Annotated in this window: 12 protein-coding genes; 6 read left to right on the forward strand and 6 right to left on the reverse strand. The window is 73.0% G+C overall.

The window, feature by feature from the left end:
• Window positions 1–323, reverse strand: a 323-nt coding sequence (locus LCD33_RS24880) for an amidase family protein (RefSeq protein ID WP_255617778.1), incomplete at its 3' end; no start/stop codon positions are given.
• Window positions 320–1,303 (reverse strand): D-2-hydroxyacid dehydrogenase, encoded by a 984-nt coding sequence (locus tag LCD33_RS24885; RefSeq protein WP_224968991.1) that lies wholly within the window; start codon window positions 1,301–1,303, stop codon window positions 320–322. The genes LCD33_RS24880 and LCD33_RS24885, both read right to left, overlap by 4 nt.
• A 308-nt stretch (window positions 1,304–1,611) precedes the next feature.
• Between LCD33_RS24885 and LCD33_RS24890 the strand changes: the two genes are divergently transcribed.
• The 4 genes from LCD33_RS24890 to LCD33_RS24905 all read left to right on the forward strand — a co-directional run bounded on the left by LCD33_RS24890 (window position 1,612) and on the right by LCD33_RS24905 (window position 4,537).
• The gene (locus LCD33_RS24890; protein WP_224961495.1) at window positions 1,612–2,106 is read left to right on the forward strand and encodes a DUF3830 family protein; all 495 of its coding nucleotides are present in this window, start codon (window positions 1,612–1,614) and stop codon (window positions 2,104–2,106) included.
• Window positions 2,107–2,120: 14 nt separating this feature from the next.
• A complete protein-coding gene (locus LCD33_RS24895) occupies window positions 2,121–2,882 on the forward strand; it encodes an Asp/Glu racemase (protein ID WP_224961494.1) in 762 nt (253 codons plus the stop codon).
• A 160-nt stretch (window positions 2,883–3,042) separates the two neighbouring features.
• A complete protein-coding gene (locus tag LCD33_RS24900; RefSeq protein WP_224968989.1) occupies window positions 3,043–3,801 on the forward strand; it encodes a maleate cis-trans isomerase in 759 nt (252 codons plus the stop codon).
• Window positions 3,802–3,826: 25 nt separating this feature from the next.
• On the forward strand, window positions 3,827–4,537 hold the full coding sequence (locus tag LCD33_RS24905; RefSeq protein ID WP_224961489.1) for a GntR family transcriptional regulator: 711 nt from the start codon (window positions 3,827–3,829) through the stop codon (window positions 4,535–4,537).
• A 47-nt stretch (window positions 4,538–4,584) separates the two neighbouring features.
• On the opposite strand, the gene LCD33_RS24910 is transcribed toward LCD33_RS24905, so the two are convergent.
• From LCD33_RS24910 to LCD33_RS24920, 3 genes are all read right to left on the reverse strand, one after another.
• Window positions 4,585–5,733 carry a glycerol dehydrogenase gene (locus tag LCD33_RS24910; RefSeq protein WP_224961487.1) on the reverse strand — a complete coding sequence of 383 codons (1,149 nt, stop codon included), beginning with the start codon at window positions 5,731–5,733 and terminating at the stop codon, window positions 4,585–4,587.
• Window positions 5,734–5,952: 219 nt separating this feature from the next.
• Window positions 5,953–6,660 carry a DUF3632 domain-containing protein gene (locus LCD33_RS24915; protein ID WP_224968832.1) on the reverse strand — a complete coding sequence of 236 codons (708 nt, stop codon included), beginning with the start codon at window positions 6,658–6,660 and terminating at the stop codon, window positions 5,953–5,955.
• Window positions 6,661–6,744: 84 nt separating this feature from the next.
• On the reverse strand, window positions 6,745–8,238 hold the full coding sequence (locus tag LCD33_RS24920) for an NAD-dependent succinate-semialdehyde dehydrogenase (RefSeq protein ID WP_224961483.1): 1,494 nt from the start codon (window positions 8,236–8,238) through the stop codon (window positions 6,745–6,747).
• Window positions 8,239–8,342: 104 nt separating this feature from the next.
• On the opposite strand from LCD33_RS24920, the gene LCD33_RS24925 reads away from it, so the two are divergent.
• Both LCD33_RS24925 and LCD33_RS24930 read left to right on the forward strand, forming a co-directional pair.
• A complete protein-coding gene (locus LCD33_RS24925) occupies window positions 8,343–9,599 on the forward strand; it encodes an aspartate aminotransferase family protein (RefSeq protein WP_224961481.1) in 1,257 nt (418 codons plus the stop codon).
• A 373-nt stretch (window positions 9,600–9,972) separates the two neighbouring features.
• Window positions 9,973–11,082 (forward strand): LCP family protein, encoded by a 1,110-nt coding sequence (locus tag LCD33_RS24930; protein WP_224961479.1) that lies wholly within the window; start codon window positions 9,973–9,975, stop codon window positions 11,080–11,082.
• 74 nt (window positions 11,083–11,156) lie between these two features.
• Here the strand turns inward: LCD33_RS24930 and LCD33_RS24935 are convergent, their stop codons facing one another.
• On the reverse strand, window positions 11,157–11,954 hold the full coding sequence (locus LCD33_RS24935) for a lysozyme (RefSeq protein ID WP_224961477.1): 798 nt from the start codon (window positions 11,952–11,954) through the stop codon (window positions 11,157–11,159).
• Window positions 11,955–12,349 lie beyond the last annotated feature (395 nt).

The raw sequence follows: 12,349 nt of genomic DNA on the forward strand, positions 1-12,349 counted from the left end.
ATGGTGCGGGAGCCGCGGAGGGTGGGCCAGTCCCGGGTGAGGAAGATGTCCTTGATGGAGGTGGGCACGCCGTCGAGGCGGCCGCGGGGTTCGCCGCGGGCCCAGCGGGTTTCGGCGGCGCGGGCCTGGTCGAGGGCGCGGTCGGCGTCGACGAGGCAGTAGGCGTTGACGGCGGGGTCGGCGTCGGCGATGCGGGCGAGGGTGGCTTCGGTGGCTTCGACGGGGGAGAGCTCCCCGGTGGCGAAGCGTTCGAGCATGTCGGTGGCGGTGAGGTCCGCCGGGGTGGTGGCGTGGGTGGGTGCCGCGTCTGGGGTCGAGGTCATCGGTTCCGCTCCGTTCCGCTGACGTAGCCGCGCTGCTTGTCCACTACGTTGCGCAGTTCGCCGCCGTGGGCGTAGCTGCGCAGGTTGTCCAGGAAGAGTTCCACCAGTTCGGTGGTCCAGCCGATGGTGTCGCCGGACATGTGCGGGGAGATCAGGACGTTGGGCATCTCCCACAGAGGTGAGGTGCTGGGGAGGGGTTCGGTGTCGAAGACGTCGAGGGCGGCGCCGGCGATGGTGCCCGCTTCGAGGGCTTCGACGAGGTCGGGTTGGACGACGAGTTCGCCGCGCCCGACGTTGATCAGGCGTGCGGTGGGCCGGAACCGGGTGAGGGCGTCGGCGTCGATGAGCCCGTGGGTCTGCTCGGTCAGGGGTGCGGCGAGCACGACGTAGTCGTAGTCGCCGAGGACGTCGTGGAGCCGGTCGGAGGCGTGCACGGTGCCGAAGTCGGGGTCGCCGGTGCGGGCGACGCGTCCGGCGCCGTGCACGTGGAGTCCGGCGGCGGTGAGCCTGCCTGCGATGGCGCGTCCGATGGGGCCGGTGCCGACGACGAGGGCGGCCTTGCCGGTGATGCGTTCGGTTTCGCGGTGGCGCCATTCGCGGCGATCTTGCAGGCGCACGCTGGTGTGCAGGTCCTTGGCGAAGGCGAGGACGGTGGCCAGGACGTATTCGGCCATGGGTGCGTCGAAGATGCCGCGGGAGTTGGTGAGGGCGACCTGGGAGTCGAGCAGGTCGGGGAACAGCAGCCGGTCGACGCCGGCGCTGGCGGCGTGGACCCAGCGCAGCGCGTCGGCGTGCGCCCAGGTGTCGGCGACGGCGTCGGAGCGGAAGTCCCACACGAACAGCACGTCGGCGCCGGGCAGTGCGGTGGCGAGCTCGTCCTCGGTGGTGGGGCGGAGTTCGGCGGCCGCGGCGATGCGGTCCATGGCCGGTGGCGGGTTGCCACCGTGGAGGACGACGACGGTGGGGGTGTGGTGGGTCATGACCTGCCTTCGCGGTCGTCGGGGTGGGGTGCGCGTCGTCGCGGCGTTCCGGGCGATCGCGCCTGCCTGGCTGCCGATCATGGCCTGGAGTCGATCGTCGTCCGGGGATTGACACGCTAGGAAGCGCTCGTAGGATTGTCAACAATCCGCAGGTACCTCGCTGCGGGGCCGCCACCGGTCGGTGCGCGCGGCCCGCGGGGGAGGTCTTCGGCCCTGGGCAGGGCACGGCGTGACCGGTGGTGGTCGCGAGCCGAGACCGCGGAGACCGATTCCCATCTGCACGTCCCCCTCATGGAACGGAATTCACCATGCCCAGGTACCTGTCGATCACGTTGGAGAAGCGCGGTGTCTCGTGCGTGGCGGAGTTGCTGGACGCCGACGCGCCCCGAACCTGCGAGGCCGTGTGGCAGGCGTTGCCGCAGGCGGGCCCGGTGCACCACGCGAAGTACGCGCGCAACGAGATCTACACGATGGTCGAGCGCTTTGCCGCGCGGGAACCGGGTCAGGAGAACCCGACGGTGACGCCGATCCCCGGTGACCTCGTGTACTTCTCCTTCGACAGCGGGATGCTCGACCGCGGGTTCAAGGAGGAGAAGGACCTGCAGGAGCTGCCGGGGGTGATCGACCTGGCGATCTTCTACGGGCGCAACAACCTGCTGCTCAACGGGGACGTGGGTTGGGTGCCGGGCAACGTCTACGGCTCCATCGTGGAGGGCTTGGCGGAGTTCGCGGCGGCCTGCAACGACGTGTGGCGCGCGGGCAGCGTCGGGGAGCGGTTGCGCTACGAACGCCGCTCGGGCTGACGGGGGCCGGACCGATGCCACCGGAGGACCTGCTGGGCGGGCTGCCGGGTCCGGTGCCGCAGCGCGGGGTGGGCGTGGTCGCCCCGTTCGACCTGGCGATGGATCGCGAGTTGTGGCGGTGGACGCCGCCGGAGGTGTCGCTGTACCTGACGCGGACCGCGTTCGTGCCGGTGCCGATGACGGTGGAGATGGCGTCGTTGATCTCAGACGAGGCGGCGGTGCACGCCGCGACGCGCGACCTGCTGACCCCGGAGCCGGAGGTGGTGGCCTACGCGTGCGCGTCGGGCAGTTTCGTCGACGGTGCGGCCGGGGAGCGGAACCTGACCTCGGTGATGCGGGAGGCGGGTGCGCCCGCGGCGGTGACGACCTCGGGTGCGCTGGTGCAGGCGCTGGAGGTGCTCGGGGCGCGGCGGGTGGCGATCGCGACGCCGTACGTGGCGAACGTGACCGAGCGGCTGGTGGGGTTCCTCGGCGAGCACGGTGTCGAGGTGGTCACCAGCGTGGGGCTGGGCCTGCTGGGCCGGATCTGGCAGGTCGGGTACCGGCAGGTGGTGGACATCGTGCGCTCGGCGGACCGCCCGGACGCGGAGGCGATGTTCATCAGCTGCACGAACCTGCCGACCTACGACATCATCGGGCCGCTGGAGCAGGAGCTGGGCAAACCGGTGCTCACGGCGAACCAGGTGACGATGTGGGCGGCGCTGCGGTCGATGGGGTTGCCCGCGGTGGCCCCGCAGCAGCGGCTGGTGCGGGCGTGTGCCGCGCCGGCCGCCTGATCGGCGCCGCTGCGGCGTGTCGATCGAATTACGAAAGCGTTTCTGCCATGTCGGGCGGCCCCGAACCGTGCGGTAACATTGTCGACAATTGACCGCCGGTCCGGTGTCGTTCGCCCGTGGTCCCGTCGGGATCGCGGGGCGATCAAGGAGGGAGCTGCCGGTGTCGACCACCGCGGGAATTCTCTACCCCGGATACAGCGCCGAGGACGACTACCCGGCCCTGCAACGGTTGCTCGGCGAGGACGTCGCGCTGCCGCTGGTGCACACCGAGATGCGCGAGGACGCCCACCGGGTGGACGCGCTGCTCGACGTCGGTTCCGACGAGGTCCTGGCCGACGGTGCCCGCGCGCTGCTGGCCCACGAGGTCGAAGCGGTGATCTGGGCGTGCACCAGCGGCAGCTTCGTCTTCGGCTGGGACGGGGCCCGCGAGCAGGTGGAGAAGTTGCAGGCCGTGACCGGGCTGCCGACCTCCAGCACCTCGTTCGCGTTCGTGCACGCCGCCGCGCGCCTCGGGCTGCGGCGGGTGGCGGTCGCCGCGACCTACCCGGCCGACGTCGCCGACCGGTTCGCGGCGTTCCTGGCGCACGGCGGCATCGAGGTCACCCGGCTCTCCAGCCGCGGCATCGTCACCGCCGCCGAGGTCGGCACGCTGGGCCGGGAGCAGGTGCTGGAGTTCGCCGCGGCCAACGACGATCCACCCGCGCAGGCACTGCTGATGCCGGACACGGCGCTGCACACCGCGCAGTGGCTCGACGAGCTCGAAGGGCGCGTGGGCAAGCCGGTGCTGACCGCCAACCAGGTCAGCGCGTGGGAAGTGCTGCGACTGGCCGGGGACACCCGCGCCCGCGAAGGGCTCGGGGCGTTGTTCCGGCAGACCGGTCCGGCGGACGGGCCGCTCGGGGGAGCGGGCCCGCACTAGCGGAGGCGATGAGGAGATGGTGTCGGTGCTCGGAGTCGACGAGCAGAACCAGCACGGCGAGTTAGAGCCGGTGCAGCGCAAGTCCACCGCGGCGATCGTGGCCGACCAGCTGCGCTCGGCGATCATGTACGGGTCGTTGCCGCCGGGCAGCCAGATGGGCGAGGCGGAACTGGCGTCCCGGCTCGGGGTCAGCCGCGGCCCGCTGCGGGAGGCGATGCAGCGGCTGGTGCAGGAAGGGCTGCTGCACAGCGAACCGCACCGCGGGTTGTTCGTGACGACGCTGGACGCCGACGACGTCGCCGACATCTACCTGGCGCGGCTGGCGGTGGAGCGCGCGGCGTGCGAGCGGATCGTGCGCCACCACCGGGTGGAGGCGGTCGCGGAGCTGACCGCCGCGCAGGCCCGCATCGTCTCGGCCGCGGGCCTGGGTGATGCGATCGAGCTCTCCGACGCCGACCAGGAGTTCCACGAAACCCTGGTGCGGGTCTCGGGCAGCCCCCGGTTGCAGCGGATGGCGCAGACGCTGCTGGTGGAGAAGCGGATGTGCCTGACGGCGTTGCAGGACAAGTACACCGCGGACCCGCAGACCCTCGTCGACGAGCACGCGGGCCTGGTGGATGCGATCGAGTCCGGCGACGAGGCGCTGCTGCTGGCGAGGCTGGAGGCGCACATGAACGACGCGCTGGAGCGGCTCAACGCCTTCGCCCCGCTGCTGTCGGAGTCCGACGCGAGCTGACCGGCCGGCGCCGGGCCGCGGTGGGGCGGCCCGGCGCGGAAGACAGGTCAGTGCGCGGGCGCGACCGGTTCGGGCAGGCCCGCTTCGGCGCGCACCGCGCGGCCGGTGACCTCCACGGCCTTCAGCGCGTCCACGACGGCGTCCGCGGTCACCGGGAACGGCAGGTTGTGGATCGTCTCGTCCGGGTGGCAGGCCGCTTCGGCCGCGGTGCGCAGCACCGAGTCGTCGGCGTCGCCGAGCCCGGCTTCGGTGAGCGTGGTGGGCAGGCCGACACGGGTGGTGAACTCGACGAAGTCGTGGATCTCGCTGCTCGGGCGGCCTTCCAGGATCAGCTGCGCGATCGACCCGATGTTGACCTTCTGGCCGTGGGCGAGGCCGTGGGTGTGCGGGACGGCGGTGAGCCCGTCGTGGATGGCGTGGGCGGCGGCGAGCCCGCCGGATTCGAAACCGAGCCCGGACAGCAGCGTGTTGGCCTCCACGACCTCTTCCACCGCGGGCGTGACCAGGTGGCGTTCGACGGCGCGCACCGCGGGGATCGCCGATTCGTGCAGGATGTCCCAGGACAGCTGCGCCAGCGCTGCTCCGGCGCGGGTCGCGGCCCCACCGGCCATGGTGGTGGCGTTGGACTGGCGCACGGCGCGGGCTTCGATCCAGGTGGCCAGCGCGTCGCCGATCCCGGCGACGAGGAACCGGGCGGGCGCGTCGGCGACCAGCTGGGTGTCGACGAGGACCAGCGCGGGGTTGCGGTGGTAGAAGCGGTAGGACTCGAAGGAGCCGTCGGCGGTGTAGACGACCGACAGCGCCGAGCAGGGCGCGTCGGTGGAGGCGACGGTGGGGACGCTGACCACGGGCAGCCCGGTGTCGTCGCCGGCGGCCTTGGCGGTGTCGATCGGTGCGCCACCGCCGACTCCGACGATCACGTCGGCGCCCTGGGTGCGGACGGCTTCGGCGACGCGGCCGCTCTCGGCGGCGGTCGGCACTCCGCCGAACCGGTCGAACAGCACCGGCAGCCCGGCTGCGGTGAACGATGCGGTGATCGCGTTCTCGGTCAGCCCGCGCACCACGTCGTCGGCGAGCACCAGCGGGCGGGCACCGAGCTTCGCCACGTAGGAACCCAGCGAGTCCAGGGCGCCGCGGCCCTGCACGTAGCGGCCGGGCGAGATCAGCGTGCGCAGTGCTGCGGACGTGTCGGTCATGGATGGTGCCCTTCCTGCGTTCGACCCGGTGGACCGGGGTTCGCCCCGAGGGGATCGTGCGGTGCCCGCACGCGGCAACCCGCTGCTCCACATGCTGATAACGCGCTACCCGCGACGTGCCGGAGCGGAAACGCCCCGGCGGTGTCGGTGCAGGTCGCGGGTTCGGGCGAGCGTGCCGGGCCGGTCCCCGCGTGATCGGTGTCGCAGTGCGGGGCGGTTTCAGCGCCGCGGCAGGAACGCCAGGGCCCGCCGGGCGTCGGCGGTGCCGAGTTCGGCGAGGCGGGTGCGCCAGAACGCCCACCGCTCGGGGGTGAAGCCGTGGCCGCGGATCCCGCGGTCCCGCGCCAGCGGCCCGAGCCGGTCGGGTCCGCGGTCGTGGTCGGCGTACGTCCGGCGGGTGCGGGCGAACCCGGCCAGCACCGGCCCGCTGTGCTCGGCCCAGCGCAGCACCGCGGCCAGGTCCGCGGGCGGTTCGGGGTGTTCGAGGTGCTCGCGCAGCGCCCACAGGGCGTGCAGGGAGAAGTCGATGCCCGCGGTGGTCAGGCGGGCGGCGAACGCGGCCAGCGGCACGGCACCGGTGGGGTCGGCGTCGCAGGCCTCGCGCAGCTGTGCGCCGAAGCAGGGCAGGTCGGTGAACACCTCCAGCCCCCACACCCGGTCGGCGCCGGGCAGCGGGCCCAGCTCGCGCAGCGCCACCAGCAGCGCCACCAGCGCGGGCTGGGTGCCGGGGCGGGTGCGGGCGGTGGTGAGCACCGGCTGCCAGGCGGCCCAGAGGATCTCGGCGGTCGCGTCCTCGCCGAGGCCTGCGGTGCTGGCGCGGCGCACCGGTGCGGCGAAGCGTTCGGCGCAGGCGGTGGGTGGTTCGTCGCCGCGCAGGTGCTCGGCGAGCAGCGCCCGGTAGTGCTCGGCGGCGGTCTCGTGATCCACCGGGGCGACGCTACCGGCCCCGGACGTGGCGGTGCCCCGCGCGCAGCGCACGCGGGGCACCGGATCCGGTTGCGGAGCAGCGGGTCACAGGCCGCCGATGGCGATGTACTTGGTCTCCAGGAACTCGTCGATGCCGACCTTGCCGCCTTCGCGGCCCAACCCGGAGGCCTTGACCCCGCCGAACGGGGCGGCCGGGTTGCTCACCACGCCCTGGTTGAGGCCGATCATGCCGCTCTCCAGGGCTTCGGAGACGCGCAGCGCCCGGTTGAGGTCGCGGGTGTAGACGTAGGCGACCAGCCCGTACTCGGTGTCGTTGGCCTGGTCGATGGCGCTCTGCTCGTCGGTGAAGGTGCTGATGGGCGCGACCGGCCCGAAGATCTCCTCGCGGGTCATGCGCGCTTGGGCGGGCACGTTCTTGAGGACGGTCGGCGGGTAGAAGTAGCCCTCGCCGTCGTGGCGGGAGCCGCCGACGACGACCTCGGCGCCGTGCCCGACGGCGTCGTTGACGAGTTCGTCGACCTTGCCGAGCTGGGTGGCGTCGATCAGCGGGCCCACCTGCACGTCGTCGGCGACGCCGCGGCCGAGGCGCAGCGACCCCATGCGTTCGGCGAGGCGGCGGGAGAACTCGTCGGCGACGTCGGCGTGCACGTAGAACCGGTTGGCCGCGGTGCAGGCCTCGCCGATGTTGCGCATCTTGGCCTGCATGGCGCCTTCGACGGCGGTGTCGAGGTCGGCGTCGGCGAACACCAGGAACGGGGCGTTGCCGCCGAGTTCCATCGACACGTTGAGGACCTGCTCGGCGGACTGCTCGATGAGCTTGCGGCCCACCGAGGTGGAGCCGGTGAAGGAGAGCTTGCGGGCGCGCCCGTCGCGGATCATCGGTTCCATCACGGCACCGGCGCCGACGGCGGTCACCACGTTGAGCACCCCGTCGGGCAGGCCCGCTTCCTGCAGGATCTCGGCGAGCGCGAGCATCGACAGCGGCGTCTGGTGCGCGGGTTTGATCACCGAGGTGCAGCCGGCGGCGATGGCCGGGCCGATCTTGCGGGTGCCCATGGCCATCGGGAAGTTCCACGGGGTGATCAGCAGGGTGGGGCCGACGGGCTGCTGGGTGACCAGGAAGCGGCCGGTGCCGCTGGGGGCGACGGCGTAGTCGCCGCCGATGCGCACGGCTTCTTCGGCGAACCAGCGGAAGAACTCCGAGGCGTAGGTGATCTCGCCGCGCGCTTCGGGTAGCGGTTTGCCCATTTCCAGGGTCATCAGCAGGGCGAGGTCCTCATGGCGCTGCTGGATGAGCTCGTAAGCGCGGCGCAGGATCTCCCCGCGTTCCCGCGGCGGGTGCTTGGCCCAGGTGGCCTGGGCTTCGTGCGCGGCGGCGAGGGCGGCGATGCCGTCTTCGGGGCTGGCGTCGGCGACCGAGCACAGCGCGCGCCCGGTGGAGGGGTCTTCGACCTGGTAGGTGCGGTCGCCGGTGGCCGCGCGCCACTTGCCGCCGATGAGCAGCTGCTTGGGGGCGGCGTCGACGACGGCGGCCTCTCGGGACTCGGTGCCTGCGGGGGAGCTGCTGGAGGTGCTCATCTCTGTTCTGCGGGCCTTCCGTGTCGGCGGGTGGACATGACGCAGCCGTGATGGTTGCATGTCCCTCGCGATTGTCAACAATCCTACATTGCTTGGAGTCGGACATGGCTGAGCTCTCGCCGGCGTTGAAGCAGGCGACACCAGTGCTGGCCGCCCGCGGGGAGGGCGTCTACCTCTACGACGAGGACGACCGCCGCTACCTCGACTTCACCGCCGGCATCGGCGTCACCAGCACCGGACACTGCCACCCCCGCGTGGTCGAAGCAGCGCAGCGCCAGGTGGGCACTCTGATCCACGGCCAGTACACGACGGTCATGCACCGGCCGCTGCTCCAGCTGACCGAACGCCTCGGCGAGGTGCTGCCCGCCGGGCTGGACCGGATGTTCTACGTCAACTCCGGCAGCGAAGCAGTGGAGGCCTCGGTGCGGCTGGCCCGCCAGGCCACCGGGCGCCAGACCATCGTCGCCTTCCACGGCGGGTTCCACGGCCGCACCATGGGCGCCGGGGCCCTGACCACCTCCGGGATGAAGGTGCGCGCCGGGATCGGGCCGATGATGCCGGGCGTGGCGTTCAGCCCGTTCCCCGAGACCTACCGGCACGGCTGGTCGGAGGCCGAAGCGGTGCGCTTCGCCCTCGCCGAACTCGACCAGCTGCTGCTGACGGTGACCTCCCCGAAGGACACCGCCGCGTTCATCGTCGAGCCCGTCCTCGGCGAAGGCGGCTACATCCCCACGCCCCCGGAATTCCTCGAAGGGCTGCGCGAACGCGCCGACCACCACGGCATCCTGCTCATCGCCGACGAGGTGCAGACCGGTGTCGGGCGCACCGGGAAGTTCTGGGGCCACCAGCACTCCACCATCACACCCGACATCCTGATCACCGCCAAGGGCATCGCCAGCGGCTTCCCCATCTCCGGCATCGCCGCCTCCGCCGAACTGATGGGCAAGGCGTGGCCCGGTTCGCAGGGCGGCACCTACGGCGGCAACGCGGTCGCCGCGGCCGCCGCCCTGGCCACCCTGGACGTGGTGCGCGACGAGCACCTCGTGGACAACTCCGCCGAACAGGGCGCCCGCCTGCAGGAAGGGCTGCGCAAGGTCGCCGCCGAACACCCCGTCATCGGCGAGGTCCGCGGCCGCGGCCTCATGATCGGCAACGAGTTCACCACGCCGGACGGCGCACCCGACACCGCCACCGCCACCCGCGCGCACGCCGCCGCCGCCGAACGGGGCCTGCTGCTGTTGACCTGCGGTCCCGCGGGCAACGTGGTGCGGATGATTCCGCCGCTGATCGTCACCGCCGAACAGGTCGACGACGGCGTCGCCCTGTGGTCGGAGGCGGTGTCGGCGGCCGTCAACGGCTGAGCACCGTCGAGGGGCGGGGGGGGGGGGCCGCGGGGCCCCCCCCCCCCCCCGCCCGGGGGGGGGCGCCCCCGCCGCCCCCCCCCCGGCCCCCGGGGGCCCCCCCCCGGGCGCGGGGGGGGGGCGCTGTGGGCGCGGCGGGGCCGGGGGGGGGGGGGGGGGGGGGGGCGGCGGCCCCCCCCCCCCCCCGCTGCTGCGTTCGGCCGCCGCCGCTCCCGCCGATGCCGCGCACCCGCTACCCCCAGGCGGTTCCGGACGGGTGGTTTCCATACCGTTGCGGTAGCGGTGTGCCGGTCGCCACGGTGCTTCTGGGATGCTGCACCGCACAGGTCGGCACGGAGCGTGCTGGCGAGTCGACTCCGCAGGTGTGAAGGTCATGAGTGATTGGTCGGCGAATCCGCCGAGGGGCCGACGGCCGCAGCAGGGCGGCTACGACTACTACGCCCGCAACCGCGGCGGCGGTGGCGCACCGCCGCAACCACCGCCGACCCGGCGGGCCGGGCCGCCGCCCCCACCGCCGCGTCGGCGCAAGCGGATGGGCTGGGGCAAGCGCAGCGGCATCGCCGTGCTGGTGCTGCTGCTGGTCGTGGTCGGGTTCGGCATCTACGTCGACAGCGTCCTGCAGCGCACCGAAGCCCTCGAGTACGACGGGCGCATCGCCGACACCCCCGGCACCAACTGGCTGCTGGTGGGCTCCGACAGCCGCGAAGGCCTCGACGAGGCCCAGCGCGAGGAGCTCTCGGCCGGGGATGCCGCCGGGCGCCGCACCGACTCGATGATGCTGGTGCACATCCCCACCGGCGGCGGGAAGCCCGCGCTGATCAGCCTGCCCCGCGACTCCTACGTCCCGATCCCCGGGCACGGAAAGGACCGGCTCAACGCCGCGTTCTCCATCGGTGGCCCGCAGCTGCTGGCCCAGACCGTGGAGACGGTCACCGACGTGCACGTCGACCACTACGCCGAGATCGGGTTCGGCGGGTTCTCCGAGCTGGTCGACGCCGTCGGCGGCGTGGACATGTGCCTGGACGAGCCGATGGACGACGACATGGCCAACGTGCACCTGGCGGCGGGCTGCCAGGAGCTCGACGGGCCGCAGGCGCTCGGGTTCGTCCGCGCCCGCTACTCCCTCGACGGCGGCGACCTGGAACGCGCGGAGAACCAGCGCAAGCTGCTGGGCGCGCTGACCGACAAGGCGATGGGCCCGGCGACGCTGCTCAACCCGTTCCGGCTGGTGCCGCTGGCCAACGCGGCGGGCACCACGTTCCTGCTCAACGACTCCGATCACGTCTGGCACCTGTTCTGGCTGGTCAAGGCACTCGGTGATGTCAGCGGCGGCAACGGGATCACCACCAGCGTCCCGTTCGGGGACTTCGTGCGCACCGACAGCGGCCAGTCGGTCATCAAGTGGGACAGCGCGAACGCCTCGCGCCTGTTCGGGGCGATCGCCGCGAACGAACCGATCCCGGACGACCTCGTCGGACCCTGATCGCGGCGGGCGCGCACGACGGAGGGGTGGGACCGAACACCGGTCCCACCCCTCCGCTGCGTCCCGGGGGCCGCTCACATCGCGAACCGCTCCAGCTGCCCCGGGTTCCCGTTGAAGGTGTTCTGATCGCCCGGGAACACCCCGGCGTTGTCGAACTGCCAGATCGCCTGGTAGTCCCAGCCCGCGGGAAGCGGCCCCATCTCCGGGGCGAACCGGGCCAGCCACAGCGGGTTGTTCGCCGCGAAGTCCGGATTCGCCCCCGTGCACTGGTCCCACCAGCGGGTGGTGGTGTAGATCGTGGGGAACCGCCCGGTGCGGGCCTGGTAGGTGCCGCTGAAGTCGGCGATCCACCCCGACATCTGCTCCGGGGACAGGCCGTAGCACTCGTCGCCGTACGGGTTCGACTCGATGTCCAGCGCCCCCGGCAACGTCCGCCCGTCCGGCACCCACCCGCCGCCGTGGTCGACGAAGTAGTGCGCCTGCTCGGCGCCGGTGGAGCTGTCGGGCAACCCGAAGTGGTAGGCGCCGCGGATCATGCCCGCCGCCCGCGAACCCTCGTACTGCTGCGGATAGCTGTCGCTGGTGAACCCGATGCCCTCGGTGGCCTTGACGTAGGCGAACCGGGCGCCGTCGGCGAACGCGCGCGGCCAGTCCACCGCACCCTGGTGGCCGCTGACGTCCATGCCCGCCACTCCAGGGCCCCGCAGCTGCGGACCGGACCGGTCGGTGTCCTCGGTGGCGGAACGGCCCACGCTGTAACCGGCCCACGCCCCGTCCGGGTCGGCGCGGTCCAGGCGCGGCGCCGCGTCCGCGCCGTCGGCGCGCGCGGGCAGGGCGGGGGACACGATCGCGGCCAGCAGCGCACCGGTCAACGCGGCAGTCAGCCCGTGGCGCAGCCGGCGGCTCCGGGACGGGCGGGGATGTCGGGGAACGGGCACGGCGGTTCGCCTCCTAGGTGCGGGACGTCCGGTCGGCGCACGGCCGGCCGCCACCGTCGGTGATCGACCGGGTCGAAGATCGTGCGGGCGGAGGATAACCGCTTGATCGCGAACCCGCCCGATCTCAGTCGCCCGACCGTGACCCGAGCGCAGCGGAGTGGATATTCGCCGCCGCGTCGGGTACCTGTCGGGCCATGGCAGAACGAACCCACGGCCCCGGCGGCCCCCCGCGCGGCGGGCGGCCCCCCCCCCCCCCCCCCCCCCCCCCCGCCCCGGGGCCCCCCCCCCCCCCCCGGGCCCGCGCCCCCCCCCGGGGGGGGGCGGGGGGG

This window comes from Saccharopolyspora sp. 7B, from assembly GCF_020177435.1.
Taxonomy (GTDB): Bacteria; Actinomycetota; Actinomycetes; order Mycobacteriales; family Pseudonocardiaceae; genus Saccharopolyspora_C; species Saccharopolyspora_C gregorii.